Source organism: Brevundimonas sp. ABV4_179, assembly GCF_056311945.1.
This window is the reverse complement of sequence record NZ_CM149976.1, coordinates 1,277,261-1,293,905: the sequence shown is the minus strand read 5'-3', so window position 1 is coordinate 1,293,905 and position 16,645 is coordinate 1,277,261. Positions and strand designations below refer to the sequence as shown.

Below are 16,645 nucleotides of genomic sequence, written 5' to 3'. Positions count from 1 at the left end.
ATGGCGCGCATCAGCGACGCGGGCGCCGCCGCCCTGCGGCGCCTTGATCCCGAACAGGCGCACCAGTTGGCGATCAAGAGCCTGGCGCTCGCCCCCCTGCCCCGGCCGCCGGTCGACGATCCGATCCTGGGGACGACGTTGGCGGGTCTGGCCCTGCCGAATCCGGTCGGTCTGGCCGCCGGGCTGGACAAGAACGGCGAGGCCCTGCGCGGCCTGTCGCGTCTTGGATTCGGCTTCGTGGAGTGCGGCTCGGTCACGCCGCGCGCCCAGGCCGGCAACCCCCAGCCGCGCCTGTTCCGCCTGACCGAGGATCGGGCCGTCATCAACCGGATGGGGTTCAACAACGCCGGGCTGGACGCCTTCGCCGCCCGGCTGGACCATCGACCGAAAGGGGTGGCGGTCGGGGCCAATCTGGGCGCCAACAAGGATACGCAGGACAAGGCCGCCGACTATGTGGAGGGCCTGGAGCGTCTGGCCGGTCGCGCCAGCTATTTCACCGTCAACATCTCCTCGCCCAATACGCCCGGTCTGCGCGCCTTGCAGGGCCGCGATCAGCTGGACGACCTGTTGGGCCGCATCGACGCCGCCCGTCCGGCGACAGGCACCGCGCGCGCGCCTGTCTTCCTGAAGATCGCGCCTGACCTGATCGCCGACGAGATCAGCATGATCGTGGAGGCGTCGCTGGCGCACCGGATCGACGGACTGATCGTGTCCAACACCACGCTTGAACGGCCAGAGACCCTGCGTTCGCCCCAGGCGCGCGAGACCGGCGGCCTGTCGGGCGCGCCGATCCGGCCCTTCGCCGAAAAGGCCCTGCGCGCGGCGGCCGAGGCGGCGGGCGGACGTCTGCCCCTGATCGCGGTCGGCGGGATCGACAGCGGCGCCGAAGCCTATGCCCGCATCCGCCTGGGCGCCTCGGCGGTCCAGCTCTATTCCGCCTTGATCTACGAAGGTCCCGGTCTGGTCGCCCGGATCAAGCGCGACCTTGCCGCCCGGCTGCGCGCCGACGGCTTTTCCACACTGGCCGAGGCGATCGGCGCGGGTCGTTGACGGAGCGTTAGGCTCGACCGGGGCAAAGTCGTCTCAAAGCGTCTGATGGCGCCAACGGGGAAATGCATGTCGCACACCACGGGCGCCGATACGGTCAGCGGCTGGGCCTATGCGGTCCGGCAACGCCGGGGCGCGATGATGCAGCGCATCGCCGTGGGCATGGCCAGCAGCCTGGCCGCGACCTCCCTGGTGGGCTGGCCGATCGCCGTGGGCTGGGGTCTGGCCTATATCGCCATCCAGGCGTGGGAAGCCTTCGTCTTCGCGCCCCTGAACCTGCCGATCCCGCGCCCGATGTCCAAGGCGCGCAACATCCTGGGCGGGGCGACCATGTTCGCCAACACGGGCCTGTATGGCGCCCTGTCGATGATGCTGTGGGTGTTCGGCGGGGCGGCGGGCGGCGTATCGGCGGCGATCATGCTTCCGGCCGCCATGGTCTATTCCATGGTCAATGCGCCCCGGTCCCTGACCGTTCTGGCCTGCACCACCACGCCGCAGATCCTTTATATGGCGGCCTTCCCCTTCCTGCTGATGGGGCTGGGCGCGCCGCTGGGCGCCGCGATCACGGCGGCGGCGGCGGTGATCATCTTCACCATCTACTGTCTGAACGTCTGGCGCAGCCTGGCCGACCGGCTGAAGCGCGAACAGCACGACCGCCTGCGGGCCGAGGCGCATGTCGAGCGGATGAGCCGCGAACTGAGCGAGCAGCGCGCCTTTCTCGCCGCCATCGGTCATGACCTGCGCACCCCCATCGGCGCCATCCTGAGCGGGGCGGCAGAGGTGCGCGGCGCGGACGCGGGATCGCGCCAGAACGCCGAACTGATCACCGACGCCGGCCTGATGATGAAGTCCCTGCTGGACGATCTGCTGGACCATTCCCGCATAGGGGCGGGTCGGATGGCCATAGAGGTCAAGGATTTCGACCTGCGCCAGATGCTGGCCCAGACGCTGCAGCTGTGGCGCGCGCCGGCCGAGGCCAAGGGGCTGAAACTGCGGATCGAGGGGGCGGCGACCATGCCGCGGTCGGTCAAGGGCGACGTGATCCGCATTCGCCAGGTGCTGAACAATCTGTTGTCCAACGCCATGAAGTTCACCGCCAGCGGGACCATCACCCTGCGGGTTCAGGGCTGGCTGGAAGAGCCGGCGTCCTACGCCCTGACGTTCGAGATCGCCGACACCGGCCCCGGCATGACGCCCGACCAGCTGGACCGACTGTTCACCCCGTTCGACCAGACGGCCGAAGGGGTCACCGCCCGCTATGGCGGTTCGGGTCTGGGGCTGGCGATCAGCCGCAATCTGGTGGACCTGATGGGCGGACGGCTGACGGTGCGCAGCACGCCGGGCCAGGGGTCGCGCTTCACCGTCTCGCTGGTCCTGCCGCGCGGCGAGGCGGCGGCACCGTCGGTCGAGCCTGCGGATCAGAGCCGTCTGGACATCGCCCGGACCTTGCGCCCCACGGCGCCCGTCCCCTCCGCGCCCGCACCCGCGCCCGTTGCAGCGCCTGAGCCGGTCGCCGCTCCAAGCCCCGAACCTGTCGCGGCCATCGCGATGGAGGCCGAGGCGGAAGCGGAAGACGAAACCGACCAGCCGCTGCGCCTGCTGGTGGTGGACGATCACGACATCAATCGCCGGGCGGTGCAGCTGATCCTTCAGCCCCTGGGGTGCGAAATCACCACGGCCGCCGACGGGCTGATCGCGCTGGAACGCTGCGAGGAGACGGTCTTCGACGTCATCTTCATGGATGTTCGGATGCCCGAACTGGATGGTCGCGAGACCACGCGCCGTCTGCGGGCCGGCCATGGCCCCAACGCCCTGACGCCCGTGGTCGCCGTCACCGCCGATACGGCGCCCGAGGATGTCGCCGCCTGTCAGGCGGCGGGCATGGCCTATTTCGTGTCCAAGCCCCTGACGCCCACGGCCCTGATCGGCGCCCTGCAGCACGTGCTGGAAGAAACCGCTCAGGCCAGATCCGAGGCCGCCTGACCCGTCAATTCGACGATCAGGGCCGCGGGAAAGTCGGGCCGGCGCAGGTCGCATTCCCAGACCACGACCACCCGCCAGCCGGCCGACAGCAGCGCCTGCACGGCCGCCTCGTCGCGGGCGCGGTTGCGGGCGATCTTGGCGATCCAGTAGTCGGCGTTGGTCTTGGGCTGGCGCGCGCCCCGGGGGCAGTCGTGGCCGTGCCAGAAACAGCCGTGGACGAACAGGGCGATGCGGCGGCCCTTCATCACGACATCCGGCCGACCGGGGAGGCCGCAGCCGCCTAGCCGGTAACCGACGCCGGCCGCGCGCAGAACCTTGCGCACGGCCAGTTCGGGCGACGTGTCCCGCCCCTTCACGCGGCGCATCACGGCGCTGCGCTGCTCGGGACTGAAGACATCAGTGGTCATGGTCGTCGGGCCGCAGAACGACGCCGCGGCCCGGCTTCCATCAGAGCTGGGCGATCAGATGCTCGGCCGACGACACCTTGAACTCGCCGCCCTCCTCGATGTTCAGCTGGGTCACGACGCCGTCCTTGACCAGCATGGAATAGCGCTGCGAGCGCTCGCCCAGGCCGAAGCCCGAACCGTCCAGCACCAGGCCCAGGGCCTTGGTCAGTTCGCCATTGCCGTCAGCCAGCATGACGATGCTGTCGTCGGTGACGCCCTGGCTCTCGCCCCAGGCCTTCATGACGAAGGCGTCGTTGACCGAGACGCAGGCGACGGTGTCGACGCCCTTGCCCTTGATGTCCGACAGATGGTCCTTGAAGCCCGGCAGGTGGCGGGCCGAGCAGGTCGGGGTGAAGGCGCCGGGCACGGCGAACAGGGCAACGGTCTTGCCGGCGAAGATATCGGCCGTGCTGACGGGCTTGGGCCCTTCGGACGTGGCCTGGGCCAGGGTCGCGTCGGGGATGCGATCGCCGATCTGGATGGTCATGAGGGTCTCCGCGGACAGGGAAGGATGAAGGGAAAGGACGTGGCGTCGAATGGATGAAAAACGCCGCCTGCGACACATAGAGGCCGACGGGCCAACCGCAAGCGCCTGCGTCTTGCGCCCGACGCTTTCGCGGCGGATGATGGGCGGATCATGAGCGAAGCCTCCCCCCTGACCGGCCGCCTGCTGGTGGCCATGCCCGGCATCGACGATCCCCGGTTCGAACATGCGGTCATCCTGATCTGCGCCCATGGCCCGGACCATGCGATGGGCCTCAGGCTGGATCGACCCGCGCCGGGCGTGGACCTGAAGACGGTGCTGGACAAGCTGGACGCCCCCGCGCCGGACCAGTCGATCGGTCGGGCGGTGCTGATGGGCGGGCCGGTGGAGCGCGAGCGGGGCTTCGTCCTGCACACCGACGACTGGATGATCGGCGAGGACAGCCTTCCGTTTGGCGACGGCCTGGCGATGACGGGCACGCGCGAGGCGCTGACGGCCATGACCGACGATGTCGGCGGCCCGCGCCGCTCTGCCCTTCTGCTGGGCTATGCTGGCTGGGGCGAAGGGCAGTTGGAGGAGGAGTTGGCCGACAACGTCTGGCTGACCGCCGAGGCGGACCTGGATCTGATCTTCGACAGCGAACACACGTCGAAATGGACTCGCGCCCTCGCCCTGCTGGGCGTGGACGCAGCCATGCTGTCCAGCCAGGGCGGCCGGGCCTGAACCCGACCCGACCGCCCCGCTTCGGGACTTAGAAGCGGTAGTTCATGCCCACGCGGAACATATGCGTGCCGAACTTGCCGTTGCCGCGCGTGATGTCCGTGCCCGTGGTGTTGGGCGCCAGAACGAACGGGTTGGTCGCCGGCGCCGTGCCTTGGCCCACGCGGACGACGGGGCTGTCCACGTCCAGCGAGGTGTAGAGGTATTCGCCGGTGAAGGTCAGGCCGCGACCCAGGGCGTATTCCACGCCGCCGCCGGCCTGCCAACCGTCGCCGTCGTCGCCTTCGCTGTTCTGGCTGAAGCTGTTGGCCTGGTTCGAGGTGCGGAACTTGTTGTCGAACTTGCCATAGGCGTAGCCGCCGGTGCCGTAGATCAGGGCGTTGCCGGCCGCATAGCCGAGACGCAGACGGGCGGCCGCCGTGCTCTCCAGCTCGCGCGTGAAGGTGTAGGAGGCCGGGGTGGTCGAGAAGCCGGTCACCGAATCCTGGGCGTTGTTGACGGTGTATTCGGCCAGGGCGCCGACGACGATATTGCCGAACTGCCAGTCATATCCGGCGCGCACGCCCGCCTCGACGCCGTTGTTGTCGCCCTTGCACCCGGTGGTCGGGGCGGTGCTGGTGGCCGCGCCGCCGCAGAAGCCGGGGCTGAAGGCGTTGGCGCCGGCCGCCGTATTGACGGGATCGCCATAGGCGCCGTCCAGATTACGGTCGAAGCGCAGGATTTCGTCGCCGTCGTCGTTGGTCTGGTTGTAGCCGCCGAAGATGCCGACGTAAGGGCCGGACCAGTTCTGCACGGTCGATTGGGCCAGGGCCGGGGTGGAGACGAGGGCCAGCGCCAGGGCGCTGCAGGCGAGGGTCTTGATCATTGGGGGAGGCTTACGTGCTGGCTGCGGGCGCGAAGTCCCCGCTCGCGGTCGGAAAAGCGAAACCGCACGAGACGTTCCCGAAAAAGGTGCGCCGCCAAATGTCGCACATCCGATGGCTGCGCTTTGGCGTAGGCGCCTAGCGCGTGGCCATGGAGATCAGGAAGGCCAGCAGAAGGATCAGGCTGACCCCCTGCCAGAACCGCACCGGATCGCGTTCGATCAGCGACAGCTGGCGCGGCGGCGGGGCGGCGACGGCGCTGCCCGTCTCCAGCACGTGGATCAGTTCCTCCACATCCTCGAACCGATCGTTGGGATCGACCGCCGAGGCGCGCAGGATGGCGGCTTCCAGCCAGGCGGGCATGTCCGGCCGGTGGCGGGTCGGGGGCGCCGGCGCGCGGTCGAACCGGGGCGCGTCCGCCGGATCGACCTCGCCCCACGGATAGGTTCGGGTGAACAGCCGATACAGGGTCACGCCCAGGGCGAACTGGTCGGTCAGGGCGTCGCCCGCCTCGCCCGCATACATCTCCGGCGCCTTGTAGCCGGCCGTGCCGGGCGCCTCGGCCTCGGCGAACTCCTCGGCCAGCCTCAGGCGCGCCACGCCCAGATCGACCAGTTTCAACCCGCCGTTCGCCTCCAGGATCACATTGTCCGGCTTGATGTCGCGGTGCGTCACCCCCGCCCGGTGCAGGGCCGAGACGGCGCGCGCCAGCGGCAGGGCGACCGCGATCCCCTCGGCGATCGGATAGGGCCCCTCCTCGGCCAGATGCGCGTGCAGGGTCCGGCCGGCGTGGAAGGGCTGGGCGATGTAGAGGCGGCTCTGACGCCCGGCGTCCAGCGTCAGCACCTTGCCGACATAGGGGCTGTCGATGCGACGGCCGATGAAGGCTTCGCGCAGGAAGGCGGTGCGGGCGCCGCGCTCGGACACCACGGCGGGCTTGGGGAATTTCAGCACCACCACGCCTGCGTCGCCCAGCGTGTCCCGGGCCAGGAACAGCCGGGTATAGCGCCCGTCCGCCACCAACCGCTGCAGCACAAAGCCGTCCACCGTCTGACCCACCTCGGGCGGGGAAGCGATGGCCAGCCCTTCCGCCTCGGCCGTGATCGCCTCCCAGTCGGGCGCCCCGGTGCGGACCACGTCGATGACGATGGCCGTGGCGTTGTCGCGCGCGCCCGCCGTCTCGACCTCGGCCAGGATGGCGCGGGCGTCCGCATCGGGCGATCCGCGCCGCGCCAGCAGCCCGGCGATGGCCGCGTCCGTCAGCACCCCATGCACCCCGTCGGTGGTCAGCAGCAGCCGGTCGTGCGGCTCCAGCCGCACCTGGCGCACATCCAGCTTGACGTCCGCCTCGATGCCCACGGCGCGATAGAGCACATGGCTCAGCCCCTGCTGGGCGCGGGTGTGGTCCTCGGTCAGCCGCGTCAGAACCCCGTCGCGGAAATGCCAGGCGCGGCTGTCGCCGACGTGCAGGGCCGTGGCCTCGCGCCCGCGCAGCACCAGGGCGGTGAAGGTGGTCGCCGCCCCCTCCATCGCCGGGTCGCTGCGCCCCTTGGCGTGGAGCCAGCGATTGAAACCCCGCAGCGCCTTGATCCCGTTGGCGGCGATGCCGTTCAGCGGGTTCTGGTCCAGATAGCCGTCTATGAAGCTGCGCGTGGTCAGTTCCGCCGCCACCCGCCCGGCCTTGGACCCCGACACCCCGTCGGCGATCACCGCCACCACCCCGTGCTCGCGCTGTTCCGCCGCGGTGCCGATATGGACCCCGCCGAAATCCTGATTGTCCGCCTTGGGGCCCTGCGCGGTAGCGAAGCCTGCGGCGATCTCCAGTCTGGCGTCGGTCATGGCGACCACTGTCCGTCAAACTGAGCCGTATGGCTAGCTGTCCAAAACTTAACGGGTGCAGCGGCCACGCTTGGGCCAGACTGCCTTTGGCGTCGGGGTTGGCGGCGTCGTTTCAAGGTCAAATCTCATGGCGCGTCCCCATCACCGCATCCTGTCGTCCGTCGTCGCCATGGCCGCTGCGGCGGTCGCCGGCCTGGCCTCAGCTCAGGATTATCGCCCGGACTTTCATCCCGAACAGCTGAAGGGACCGCCCTCCGGCGCGCCCAACACGGTGCTGGTTCTGGGCACCGTCCATCTGTCCGGCCTGCCGGAAAGCTTCGACTGGGTCCTGTTGGCGCCGCTGATGGATAAGCTGGCCGCCTGGGCGCCGACCGCCATCGCCACCGAGGATTTGTCGGGCCTGCAATGCGACAGCCTGCGCCGCTATCCACAACGCTACGCCGAAACGATCGAATCCTATTGTTCCGACCCTTCAGCGGCCGGCGCAGCCTTGGGCCTAGACGTGCCCGCCGCCAACGCCGAGGCGGAACGACTGCTGGCCGCTTGGCCCGCGTCGCCCACGGCCGCCCAGCGCCGATATTTGACGGCGGTCTTCCTGGCGGCGGGCGAGCAAGGCTCGGCCCTGGTTCAATGGCTGCGTCTGCCGACCCAGGAGCGCCGCGCCGGCGACGGCCTGACCGACGATCTGGCCGCCCGGATGGAGCGGATCAGGGTCCGCCGCAACGAGACCGATCAGATCTCCGCCCCCCTGGCCGCACGCCTGGGACTGGAGCGACTATGGAGCGTCGACGATCACTCCGCCGACACCCCCGACAGCCCCGATCCGGCGGTCAAGAAGGCCTATGCCGACGCCGTCATGGGCGCCTGGAACAATCCCTACAGCCGTGAGCGCCGCGCTGAATCCGACCGATTGCAGGCGGACCTGAACGCGCCGGGCGGCGTCCTGGCCCTGTATCGCGCCTACAACGAACCGCGTCAGTCGCTGCTGACCTACCAATCCGATTTCGGCGCCGCGCTCAGGGAGCCGTCGCCGCAGGGGTTCGGCCGCAACTACGTCGGCTATTGGGAGACGCGGAACCTGCGCATGGTCGCCAATATGCGCGATGTCCTGGGTCGCTATCCGGGCACGCGGATGCTGACCATCGTCGGCGCCTCGCACAAACCCTATTACGAAGCCTATCTGAACATGATGCACGACGTAGTGCTGGCCGACCCCGAGGCGGTGCTGCGCTGAGGCGGCCAGGCGTCGATCAAGCCGACCGCTGCTTGATCGGCGCTGATCCGTCAGCCAGGCTTTCGGCCAGATAGACTTCGGCCTCCTGGGCCGGCAGGGCGGGGGCGTAGCCGAAGCCCTGGCCGTAGTGGCATTGGGCGTCCAGCAGCAGGCGGGCCAGTTCGGCGTTCTCGACCCCCTCGGCGACGACCTCCAGCGACAGGTCGCGACCCAGGTTGACGACCGACTTGACGATCTTGGCCGAGCCCTCGTCCTTGTTCATCGTCAGCACGAAGTAGCGGTCGATCTTCAGCGTATCGAACGGCAGGCGCGCCAGATACGACAGGGACGAGAAGCCGGTGCCGAAGTCGTCCAGCGCCAGCGACGCCCCGACATCCTTAAGCGACTGCAGCACCTCGGCGGCGTGCGCGGTGTCGCGCATGATGTCGCCCTCGGTGACTTCCAGCTTCAGCGCGCCCTTGGGCAGGCCGCTTTCCTTGATCACGCGCGCCACGTCCTCGCACAGGTGCGGACGCTCGATCTCACCCACCGAAAGATTGACGCTGCAGAACAGCTTGCCGGCCAGCGGATGGCGTTCGATCCATTCGGCCAGCTGCCGCGCCGACTGGGTCATCATCAGAAGACCCAGTTCGTTCATCATGCCCAGGTCGGCGGTCAGGCCCAGGAATTCGTCCGGCGGCACCAGGCCGCGACGGGGGTGCCGCCAGCGGGCCAGGGCCTCGAACCCCGCCACCGCCCCGGTGTTCAGGTTCACGATGGGCTGGAAGAAGGGCACGATCTCGCCGCGCACGAAGGCGTTGCGGAGGTCCGCCTCCAGCGCCAGCCGGCTGAGACTGTCGCTTTCCAGCGCCCGGCCATAGGCGGCCGATCCGCCGCGCCCGGCGCTCTTGGCCGATTCCACCGCCAGCTCGACCCGCCGCAGCAGTTCGGCGGCGTCCGGCGCGTCCGGCCCGCCCTCCACCATCACCGCTCCGATGGAGACGGTCGGATAGATATCGAAGCCTGCGACCCGCAGCGGCTGTTCCAGCGCGTCGCGCATCCGGTAGCTGGTGTGCGAGGCGCTGCGCGGCACGATGATGGCGAACTCGTCCTCTCCGATCCGGGCGGGCGAAGCGTCCTTGGGGAAGGCGGCGGCCAGGCGCGAGCCCAGGGCCGACAGGACCAGATCCGTGCGTTCGTGGCCCAGCGCCTCATTCAGGCGACGCAGGCGATCGACGTCCCCGACCACCATCTCGTATTCGCCCGCCTGGGTCAGGACCTCGGTGACGCGGGCCAGGAAGGCGCGACGGTCCAGAAGGCCGGTCAAAGTGTCCTGATCCGATCCGGCGAACTTGGTCTCCAGCGCGACGACGCCGGCGGCGCGCAGGCCGTCCTCCAGCCAGACGCCGCGCCACAGACAGGTTTCGGACCCGCGCATCCGCAGACGCACGGCGACCTCGGTCCCCTCTTCCTGGGGTTTCAGCATCCGTTCGGCCAGGCTGCGGTCTTGGGGCATGGCCAGGGCGACGAAGCCGGCGGCGGTGCATTCCGGGGCCAGCGGCCCCAGGCCCAGGGCGCGGGTGGCCCCGGTGAAACGCAGCTCGTTCTCGGCCGGGGTCCAGATCCACAGGGCCGTGTCGGCGGCGGCCAGCGCCTCGATGGCGGTCGTGGCGTCCCAGGCCAGCGATCGGGATCGTGTCGTCACGCTATCCGCCCTTCCAGACGGCCCGCGACCGTCAACGCTCGTCCTCGACCAGGCCGAACAGAAGATGGTCTGCCCAAGCGCCGTTAATTTTCAAATAAGCCCGCGCCCGGCCCTCGTTGCGGAAGCCCGATTTCTCCAGCACCCGGCGCGAACCGTGATTGGTCGGCAGGCAGGCCGCCTCCAGCCGATGCAGCTTCAGCACGTCGAACGCATAGCCGACCACCGCCTGGACGGCCGCCGTCGCCACGCCCTGGCCCGAGTAAGGCTGGCCGATCCAGTAGCCCAGGGTGCCGGTCTCGGCGACGCCGCGCCGCACGTTCGACAGGGTCACGGCGCCGGCCAGCGTCTTTCCTCCATCGACCAGGACGAAGAAGGGCCAGGCGTGGCCCAGCTCCATCTCGCGCGCATAGATCGACAGCCGCCGCCGGAACGCCGCCTTGGTCAGGTCGTCCTCGGGCCAGGCCGGCTCCCACGGTTGCAGATAGTCGCGCGACCCGTCCCGCAGCGTGGACCAGGCGGCGTGGTCGCCGGCGCGCGGCGGGCGCAGCAGCACGCCCTTCCCGCGCACCACGGGTCCGCCGACATCGCTCATCCAGTCCAGAAGGGCCATGGGTGGGGACTATAGCACCAAGATCCTGGCCTGAACCTTACGGTTCGGCCAAAAGCGTCGCCGTCAGTTTCAGCGCCAGATCGCGCCCCAGTCCGTCGGGCGCGCCCAGCATCGGGGTCAGTATGTCGCCGATCAGACCCTCGGCGAAGGCCATATAGGCCGCCGTGACCACCAGGGCCTTGGCCCGTTCCGCCGCGCGCGGATCTTCGGGCGCCATGGCCGCCAGCCGGTCGGCCAGATCGCGCACCACCTGGGCGAAACTTTCGGCCCGCGCCTGTTCGCGCGCCAGCGCCAGCCAGGCCGCCATCTGCGAGGCGCCGCCCTGGCCGAAGGCGTCGAACACGGCCGTCATCAGACGGTCGGGCTCCACATCGTCCCGTCCCGCGCCCAGGCCCGCCTCGATCCAGTCGGCCAGGTCTCGCACCATCCGGTCCATCAGCGCGCCCTGCAGTCCCGCCGCCGAGCCGAAGTGGTGGATCAGATTGGCGTGGCCCACCCCCATGCGCTCGCCCACGGCCTTCAGCGTCACCGCCGCCGGGCCGCCGGACAGCAACAGATCGCGCGCCGCCTCCAGCGCCTCTTCGCGCGCCGCAGCCCCTCGACGCCGCCTTGCCGGGCCATTAGTTGACATAGATGTCAGTTATCTCCATATTGATCTCGAAATCGATGGGCAGACCCTTAAGGAGCCTTATCATGGCGAAATCCGCCACACCCGCCGACCTCCAGATCACGCCGCGCGACCTGCATATCGACCGCGAGGCCGCCACGCCACGCTGGTGGTTCAATGGCGACCCCTTCGGCACGGCGGTGATGAACGCCCTCAGCCTGACCTTCCCCGACGGCGAGCGGTTCTTCATCCAGTCGGTCAAACGCTTCGCCAAGGACGCGCCGCCCAATCTGGCCGCCGACATCCGCGCCTTCACGGTGCAGGAAGGGGCGCACACGCGCGAGCACATGGCCTTCAACGCCATCACCGAACGCGCAGGCTATCGGACCGCCGAGATCGAGGCCTATGTCACCGAACGGCTGAACATCGCCCGCGCCCGCCCGCCGCTGGCGCAACTGGCCGCGACCATGGCGCTGGAGCATTTCACCGCCGCCTTCGCCCACCGGCTTCTGGCCGACCCGGACCTGCTGAAAGGATCGCCCCACGATCTGGCGCGGCTCTGGCGCTGGCACTCCATCGAGGAGATCGAGCACAAGGGCGTGGCCTATGACGTCTTCCTGCATGCGACGCGCGACATGTCGCCGCTGCAGCGTTGGCGGCTGCGTCGCTGGGCCATGCTGCTGACGACCCTTCTGTTCACCAAGACGGTGCGCCAGACCAGTCTGATGCTGCTGAAACAGGACGGCATCGTCGGCTGGCGCGCCCGGTTCGGCCTGTTCCGTTGGCTGTGGTTCAAGCCGGGCCTGTATCGCCGGATGATCGGCGACTATTTCGCCTTCTACCGCCCCGACTTCCACCCCTGGCAGGTTGACGACCGCGACCTGATCGCCGAGGCCGAAATGGGCCTGGCCCAGCCGGCGTAAAGCCCTCCATTCCGGGGCGTCCTTCGCGCGCCCCGGAGCCTGCGCTTGCTTTCCGCACGCGCCTGACGCATCAGGACGTCATCACCTTGGACCCGGCCCTGTTCGCAGGCGACGGGTGGCTATCCCCGCCGCCGATCCGCTGGGAAACCGAACCGCCAGAAACCGCATCGTCGGGCGCGGCTCATCCAGATGAAATCCTGACATGACCCTGATTGCATCCGCGCGCCAGCAATGGCTCGCCAGTCCACGCCGCGACCTGCTGGCCGGAACCGTCGTGGCCCTGGCCCTGATCCCGGAGGCCATCGCCTTCTCCCTGATCGCCGGCGTCGATCCGGCGGTGGGCCTGTACGCCAGCGTCGTGATCGCGATCACCATCGCCTTCGTCGGCGGGCGGCCGGCCATGATCTCGGCGGCGACCGGGGCCATGGCGCTGCTGATGGTCACCCTGGTTCGCGATCATGGCATCGAATATCTGTTCGCCGCCTCCATCCTGTGCGGCGTGTTTCAGATCGTCATCGGCCTGCTGAAGCTGGGCCGCTACATCAAGTTCGTCAGCCGCAGCGTGATGACCGGCTTCGTCAATGCGCTGGCGATCCTGATCTTCCTGGCCCAGATGCCGGAACTGATCGGCGCCGGGCCGACCACCTATGTTCTCGTCGCGGCGGCCCTGGCCATCATCTATGGCGCCCCGCGCCTGACCAAGGCCGTCCCCTCGCCCCTGATCGCCATCGTGGTCGTCAGCGCCGCGGTGATGGTGATGAAGCTGGACGTGCGGACGGTCGGCGACATGGGTCAGATGCCCACCGCCCTGCCGGCGTTCCACCTGCCCGCCGTGCCGCTGACGTGGCGGACGCTGGCCATCATCGCCCCGATCTCGGCCACCCTGGCCTTCGTCGGCCTGCTGGAGAGCCTGCTGACCGCCAATCTGATCGACGACGTGACCGACACCGCCTCGGACAAGGATCGCGAGACGCGCGGTCAGGGGATCGCCAACATCCTGTCGCCCCTGTTCGGCGGCATGGCGGGTTGCGCCATGATCGGCCAGTCGATGATCAATGTCGGATCGGGCGCGCGCGGGCGGCTGTCGACCCTGTGGGCTGGACTGTTCCTGCTGTTCCTGATGCTGGCGCTTCAGGACTGGGTGGCGCGCATTCCGATGGCGGCCCTGGTTGCGGTCATGATCATGGTGTCGGTCGGGACCTTCGACTGGAACTCGGTGTTGAAGCTGCGCACCCTGCCCATCCAGTCCTCGATCGTCATGGTCGCCACCACGGCGACCGTCGTCGTCACCCACGACCTGTCCAAGGGCGTGGTGCTTGGCGTGCTGCTGTCCGCCGTCTTCTTCATGCGTAAGGTCAGCAAGACCTTGAGCGTGACCGAAGTTCAGACATCCGAACCCGGCGCGCTGCGATATCGCGTGTCAGGCCAGTTGTTCTTCGGCTCGGCCGATCTGTTCGCCGCCAGTTTCGAACATCATGGCGGGCCGACGCACGTCGAGATCGACCTGACCGACGCCCATCTGTGGGACCTGACCGGCGTCGCCGCCGTGGACAAGGTGGTGTTCCGCTATCGCCGACAGGGCGCCCAGGTTCAGGTGGTCGGCATGAACGACGCCGCCCGCACCCTAGTCGCGCGGGTGGGGCGGTTCGAGAAGATGCATCTGCCAGCCGACGCCGGCGCGCATTAAGCGGCCAGGTTCACGCTCTCAAGCTCTCAGGCCCTCAGGCCGCGTCCGGCGTGGCCTCGACCTCGGCCTTGGGCATCTTGCAGATGCGGTTCAGATCCGCGCGGATCGAACTGCCCTGGAAGTGCGAAATCTCGGCGCCGGAATAGCCCTCGCCCGACAGCGCCTTCACGACGTCGCCGGTGTTGAGACAGTTTTGCGTGCGGGCCAGTTGATAGGCGCGCTCCACGACATGGGTGCGGTTCATGGAAATGCCTTTCGTTCGCCACATCAACGCCTTGCAAGCTAAACCGTTCCAGGCGCTGGATTTTATCCTCCGACGCGGCGCGCTTGCATTTGTCACGAAGACCTGCGCACATAAGCCTCGTCGATCTCTCTGCGTAACGCCCACTCTCTCTGCGAACGCACGAGTCCAGGCCGCTCCATTCAGACCCGACAGGCCGCAGGGACGTTCCCTCGGTCAACTTCTAACGGAGGTCTACTAATGGCTACCGGCACTGTTAAGTGGTTCAACGCAACCAAGGGCTACGGCTTCATCCAACCCGACGACGGCGGCAAGGACGTCTTCGTGCACATTTCGGCTGTTGAAGCCGCCGGCCTGCGCGGCCTGGACGAAAACCAGAAGGTTTCCTACGAGCTGGAACGCGACAAGCGTTCGGGCAAGGAATCGGCTGGCCAGCTCCAGACCCAAGGCTGATTTCAGCACCTGCTGATACGACGACGGCGGCTCCTCTCGGAGCCGCCGTTTTCAATTGGGGCTCAGCCTATCGCCCGAAGCAGGTCCGTTCGATGAAGCCCTGCGCTGCGGCCGAGGCTTCGGAGGGATTGTGTCCGCCGTCGAACTCGAGAGCCGCGAACGGCGCCTTGGCCACGCGCAGGGCCTCGACCAAAGGCGCATAGTGATCTGCAAACGGCGCGGCCGGATCCTTTCGTCCGCCGGCGACGAAGATCGGACGATCCGCCAGGTCGGGCGCGCGCTGGGCCAAGCGGGACGCGGCGGCGTCCCGCGTGATCGCATTCATGAACCCGTCCACGCCTTCAGGACCAAACCGGGCCGTCTCGGGCTCGGCGGCGAAGCTGTCCAGATCCGCCTTCCAGGCTGCACGATAGTCCGCGTCCGTTCCCCAGCGCGCGCCGATCACGCCCATGTCGGCCGGAACCAGGGCCACGGCGCAACGCACGCCATGATCCGCCGCCGCCGTCTGCAACGCCACCTAGCCGCCATAACTGACGCCGATCACGCCGATGTTCGAGGCGTCCGCTCCGCTGGCCGGATCGGTCTTCAGCCATCCCATCCCCTGTTCGGCCTGATGCCGCAAATGCGGAACGGAAGCCGTCACGGACCTGGTGACAGGGAAACGTGGACAGCACAGCTTAACTTTAGCTCATGACGTGGATTTCATGGACCGGCGCGCTGGCCGCCGACTGCCCGATCATCGCTCCCCGCGACAAGGCGCGCCTGCGGCTCAGCTTGTGCTTTTCGGACCGGCTTCATCCCGTTAGTATCGGCGTTCTTTGGGGAGGTTGTCGCGATGACGACAATGGTCGCTCCAGTGCTGGCGCTGGTGACATGGTCGCTGATCATCTGGGCGTGGATGTATGTCAAACGCATCCCGGCCATGCAGAAGGCGGGCATCGCGCCCCAGGACGCGGCCATGCCCGGCAGTCTGAACGTCCTGCCCGCTCCGGCCCGCCAGGCCGCCGACAACTACAACCACCTGATGGAGCAGCCGACCATCTTCTACGCGGCGGCCCTGGCCATCCAGGTGGCGGGTCATGGCGACGCCTGGATGGCGGGTCTGGCCTGGGCCTATGTGGCGCTAAGGGTGCTGCACAGCCTGGTTCAGATCAGCATCAACCGGGTGATGGCGCGCTTTTCGCTGTTTGTCCTGGCCACGATGGTTCTGGCCGTCATGGTCGGACGCGCGTTGATCCTGATCTGGTGAGGGGCCCGCCGCGGATCAGGCGGCGTTCTTCTCGATCCAGTCGGCGAAGGCGTCCATGAAATCCCTCAGGAACTTGCGGGTGTCGTCCTTCTTCAGCTTGCCGTCGTCGTCCAGCAGGTCGGCGACATTGCCGATATAGGCTTCCGGCTGCTGCATCGTGGGCATCCCCAGGAAGACCAGGGGCTGGCGCAGGTGATGGTTGGCGCCGAAGGCCGCCAGGGCGCCGGGCGAGACGCTGACGATGGCGGCGGGCTTCTTGGCCCAGATGCTGTGGCCGTAGGGACGCGAGCCGACGTCCAGGGCGTTCTTCAGCGCGCCGGGGATGGAGCGATTGTATTCCGGCGTGACGAACAACACGGCCTGGGTCGTCGCCACCTCCTCGCGGAAGCGGGTCCAGGCGGGCGGCGGCGCATCGGTCTCCAGATCGGGGTTGTAGAGCGGCAGGTCGCCGATCTCGACAAACTCCAGCTCCAGCGCCGGTGCGGCGAGCGCCTTCAGTTCCAGGCCGATGGCCCGCGAATAGGCGCCTTCGCGCAGGCTGCCGACGATCAGGGCGACGCGGACGGACATGGGAC

The 16,645-nt window shown here is 68.4% G+C and carries 19 protein-coding genes and 1 other annotated feature; of the genes, 8 read left to right on the top strand and 11 right to left on the bottom strand.

Going from position 1 to position 16,645, the window contains the following annotated elements:
* Both ACYX4P_RS06235 and ACYX4P_RS06230 read left to right on the top strand, forming a co-directional pair.
* Complete coding sequence (locus ACYX4P_RS06235) at nt 1-1,050, top strand: quinone-dependent dihydroorotate dehydrogenase (RefSeq protein ID WP_292047057.1); 1,050 nt, start codon at nt 1-3, stop codon at nt 1,048-1,050.
* A gap of 66 nt (nt 1,051-1,116) precedes the next feature.
* Nucleotides 1,117-3,030 (top strand): ATP-binding protein, encoded by a 1,914-nt coding sequence (locus tag ACYX4P_RS06230; RefSeq protein ID WP_248117780.1) that lies wholly within the window; start codon nt 1,117-1,119, stop codon nt 3,028-3,030.
* Here ACYX4P_RS06230 and ACYX4P_RS06225 read toward each other — a convergent pair.
* A complete protein-coding gene (locus ACYX4P_RS06225; RefSeq protein WP_248117781.1) occupies nt 3,006-3,437 on the bottom strand; it encodes a very short patch repair endonuclease in 432 nt (143 codons plus the stop codon). The genes ACYX4P_RS06230 and ACYX4P_RS06225 overlap by 25 nt on opposite strands.
* A 40-nt stretch (nt 3,438-3,477) precedes the next feature.
* Complete coding sequence (locus tag ACYX4P_RS06220) at nt 3,478-3,963, bottom strand: peroxiredoxin (protein WP_248117782.1); 486 nt, start codon at nt 3,961-3,963, stop codon at nt 3,478-3,480.
* Between the two features lie 150 nt (nt 3,964-4,113).
* Between ACYX4P_RS06220 and ACYX4P_RS06215 the strand changes: the two genes are divergently transcribed.
* Complete coding sequence (locus ACYX4P_RS06215; protein ID WP_248117783.1) at nt 4,114-4,683, top strand: YqgE/AlgH family protein; 570 nt, start codon at nt 4,114-4,116, stop codon at nt 4,681-4,683.
* A 28-nt stretch (nt 4,684-4,711) separates the two neighbouring features.
* Here the strand turns inward: ACYX4P_RS06215 and ACYX4P_RS06210 are convergent, their stop codons facing one another.
* Nucleotides 4,712-5,545, bottom strand: coding sequence for an outer membrane protein (locus ACYX4P_RS06210; protein WP_248117784.1), 834 nt, complete (start codon nt 5,543-5,545; stop codon nt 4,712-4,714).
* 136 nt (nt 5,546-5,681) lie between these two features.
* Nucleotides 5,682-7,382, bottom strand: coding sequence for a bifunctional protein-serine/threonine kinase/phosphatase (locus ACYX4P_RS06205; RefSeq protein ID WP_248117785.1), 1,701 nt, complete (start codon nt 7,380-7,382; stop codon nt 5,682-5,684).
* 127 nt (nt 7,383-7,509) lie between these two features.
* Here ACYX4P_RS06205 and ACYX4P_RS06200 point away from each other — a divergent pair, with 127 nt between their 5' ends.
* Nucleotides 7,510-8,616 carry a DUF5694 domain-containing protein gene (locus ACYX4P_RS06200; RefSeq protein WP_248117787.1) on the top strand — a complete coding sequence of 369 codons (1,107 nt, stop codon included), beginning with the start codon at nt 7,510-7,512 and terminating at the stop codon, nt 8,614-8,616.
* A 16-nt stretch (nt 8,617-8,632) separates the two neighbouring features.
* On the opposite strand, the gene ACYX4P_RS06195 is transcribed toward ACYX4P_RS06200, so the two are convergent.
* From ACYX4P_RS06195 to ACYX4P_RS06185, 3 genes are read right to left on the bottom strand one after another with little or no spacing between them, the layout of a single operon-like run.
* A complete protein-coding gene (locus ACYX4P_RS06195; RefSeq protein WP_248117789.1) occupies nt 8,633-10,300 on the bottom strand; it encodes a putative bifunctional diguanylate cyclase/phosphodiesterase in 1,668 nt (555 codons plus the stop codon).
* A 31-nt stretch (nt 10,301-10,331) separates the two neighbouring features.
* Nucleotides 10,332-10,910 carry a GNAT family N-acetyltransferase gene (locus tag ACYX4P_RS06190; protein ID WP_248117791.1) on the bottom strand — a complete coding sequence of 193 codons (579 nt, stop codon included), beginning with the start codon at nt 10,908-10,910 and terminating at the stop codon, nt 10,332-10,334.
* Between the two features lie 37 nt (nt 10,911-10,947).
* Nucleotides 10,948-11,541 carry a TetR family transcriptional regulator gene (locus tag ACYX4P_RS06185; RefSeq protein WP_248117792.1) on the bottom strand — a complete coding sequence of 198 codons (594 nt, stop codon included), beginning with the start codon at nt 11,539-11,541 and terminating at the stop codon, nt 10,948-10,950.
* Between the two features lie 62 nt (nt 11,542-11,603).
* On the opposite strand from ACYX4P_RS06185, the gene ACYX4P_RS06180 reads away from it, so the two are divergent.
* Together ACYX4P_RS06180 and ACYX4P_RS06175 are read left to right on the top strand one after the other, a co-directional pair.
* The gene (locus ACYX4P_RS06180) at nt 11,604-12,440 is read left to right on the top strand and encodes a metal-dependent hydrolase (protein ID WP_248117794.1); all 837 of its coding nucleotides are present in this window, start codon (nt 11,604-11,606) and stop codon (nt 12,438-12,440) included.
* 85 nt (nt 12,441-12,525) lie between these two features.
* Nucleotides 12,526-12,589 (top strand) — a sequence feature (sul1 is cis-regulatory element that is thought to sense ions involved in sulfur or methionine metabolism; They are found in Alphaproteobacteria).
* Between the two features lie 53 nt (nt 12,590-12,642).
* Nucleotides 12,643-14,127 carry a SulP family inorganic anion transporter gene (locus tag ACYX4P_RS06175; protein ID WP_248117796.1) on the top strand — a complete coding sequence of 495 codons (1,485 nt, stop codon included), beginning with the start codon at nt 12,643-12,645 and terminating at the stop codon, nt 14,125-14,127.
* Nucleotides 14,128-14,161: 34 nt separating this feature from the next.
* Here the strand turns inward: ACYX4P_RS06175 and ACYX4P_RS06170 are convergent, their stop codons facing one another.
* Nucleotides 14,162-14,371 (bottom strand): hypothetical protein, encoded by a 210-nt coding sequence (locus ACYX4P_RS06170; RefSeq protein WP_248117798.1) that lies wholly within the window; start codon nt 14,369-14,371, stop codon nt 14,162-14,164.
* 237 nt (nt 14,372-14,608) lie between these two features.
* Between ACYX4P_RS06170 and ACYX4P_RS06165 the strand changes: the two genes are divergently transcribed.
* Entirely contained in the window at nt 14,609-14,821 is a 213-nt protein-coding gene (locus ACYX4P_RS06165) for a cold-shock protein (protein WP_248117799.1), read from the top strand.
* 67 nt (nt 14,822-14,888) lie between these two features.
* On the opposite strand, the gene ACYX4P_RS06160 is transcribed toward ACYX4P_RS06165, so the two are convergent.
* Together ACYX4P_RS06160 and ACYX4P_RS06155 are read right to left on the bottom strand one after the other, a co-directional pair.
* The gene (locus ACYX4P_RS06160; protein WP_248117801.1) at nt 14,889-15,338 is read right to left on the bottom strand and encodes an alpha/beta hydrolase; all 450 of its coding nucleotides are present in this window, start codon (nt 15,336-15,338) and stop codon (nt 14,889-14,891) included.
* Nucleotides 15,339-15,464 carry a hypothetical protein gene (locus ACYX4P_RS06155; RefSeq protein ID WP_282438806.1) on the bottom strand — a complete coding sequence of 42 codons (126 nt, stop codon included), beginning with the start codon at nt 15,462-15,464 and terminating at the stop codon, nt 15,339-15,341.
* Nucleotides 15,465-15,656: 192 nt separating this feature from the next.
* On the opposite strand from ACYX4P_RS06155, the gene ACYX4P_RS06150 reads away from it, so the two are divergent.
* The gene (locus ACYX4P_RS06150) at nt 15,657-16,070 is read left to right on the top strand and encodes an MAPEG family protein (protein ID WP_248117803.1); all 414 of its coding nucleotides are present in this window, start codon (nt 15,657-15,659) and stop codon (nt 16,068-16,070) included.
* Between the two features lie 15 nt (nt 16,071-16,085).
* Here ACYX4P_RS06150 and ACYX4P_RS06145 read toward each other — a convergent pair whose 3' ends face one another.
* Nucleotides 16,086-16,640, bottom strand: a complete 555-nt coding sequence (locus tag ACYX4P_RS06145; RefSeq protein ID WP_248117804.1) for an NADPH-dependent FMN reductase — start codon at nt 16,638-16,640, stop codon at nt 16,086-16,088.
* Nucleotides 16,641-16,645: the final 5 nt, after the last annotated feature.

Excerpts from the sequence above, each read along its gene's own strand:
- ACYX4P_RS06190 (WP_248117791.1), bottom strand. The coding sequence starts at position 10,910 with ATGGCCCTTCTGGACTGGATGAGCGATGTCGGCGGACCCGTGGTGCGC.
- ACYX4P_RS06170 (WP_248117798.1), bottom strand. The coding sequence starts at position 14,371 with ATGAACCGCACCCATGTCGTGGAGCGCGCCTATCAACTGGCCCGCACG.
- ACYX4P_RS06145 (WP_248117804.1), bottom strand. The coding sequence starts at position 16,640 with ATGTCCGTCCGCGTCGCCCTGATCGTCGGCAGCCTGCGCGAAGGCGCC.
- ACYX4P_RS06210 (WP_248117784.1), bottom strand. The coding sequence starts at position 5,545 with ATGATCAAGACCCTCGCCTGCAGCGCCCTGGCGCTGGCCCTCGTCTCC.
- ACYX4P_RS06150 (WP_248117803.1), top strand. The coding sequence starts at position 15,657 with ATGACGACAATGGTCGCTCCAGTGCTGGCGCTGGTGACATGGTCGCTG.
- ACYX4P_RS06220 (WP_248117782.1), bottom strand. The coding sequence starts at position 3,963 with ATGACCATCCAGATCGGCGATCGCATCCCCGACGCGACCCTGGCCCAG.
- ACYX4P_RS06235 (WP_292047057.1), top strand. The coding sequence starts at position 1 with ATGGCGCGCATCAGCGACGCGGGCGCCGCCGCCCTGCGGCGCCTTGAT.
- ACYX4P_RS06225 (WP_248117781.1), bottom strand. The coding sequence starts at position 3,437 with ATGACCACTGATGTCTTCAGTCCCGAGCAGCGCAGCGCCGTGATGCGC.
- ACYX4P_RS06185 (WP_248117792.1), bottom strand. The coding sequence starts at position 11,541 with ATGTCAACTAATGGCCCGGCAAGGCGGCGTCGAGGGGCTGCGGCGCGC.
- ACYX4P_RS06215 (WP_248117783.1), top strand. The coding sequence starts at position 4,114 with ATGAGCGAAGCCTCCCCCCTGACCGGCCGCCTGCTGGTGGCCATGCCC.
- ACYX4P_RS06230 (WP_248117780.1), top strand. The coding sequence starts at position 1,117 with ATGTCGCACACCACGGGCGCCGATACGGTCAGCGGCTGGGCCTATGCG.
- ACYX4P_RS06205 (WP_248117785.1), bottom strand. The coding sequence starts at position 7,382 with ATGACCGACGCCAGACTGGAGATCGCCGCAGGCTTCGCTACCGCGCAG.
- ACYX4P_RS06165 (WP_248117799.1), top strand. The coding sequence starts at position 14,609 with ATGGCTACCGGCACTGTTAAGTGGTTCAACGCAACCAAGGGCTACGGC.
- ACYX4P_RS06175 (WP_248117796.1), top strand. The coding sequence starts at position 12,643 with ATGACCCTGATTGCATCCGCGCGCCAGCAATGGCTCGCCAGTCCACGC.
- ACYX4P_RS06200 (WP_248117787.1), top strand. The coding sequence starts at position 7,510 with ATGGCGCGTCCCCATCACCGCATCCTGTCGTCCGTCGTCGCCATGGCC.
- ACYX4P_RS06180 (WP_248117794.1), top strand. The coding sequence starts at position 11,604 with ATGGCGAAATCCGCCACACCCGCCGACCTCCAGATCACGCCGCGCGAC.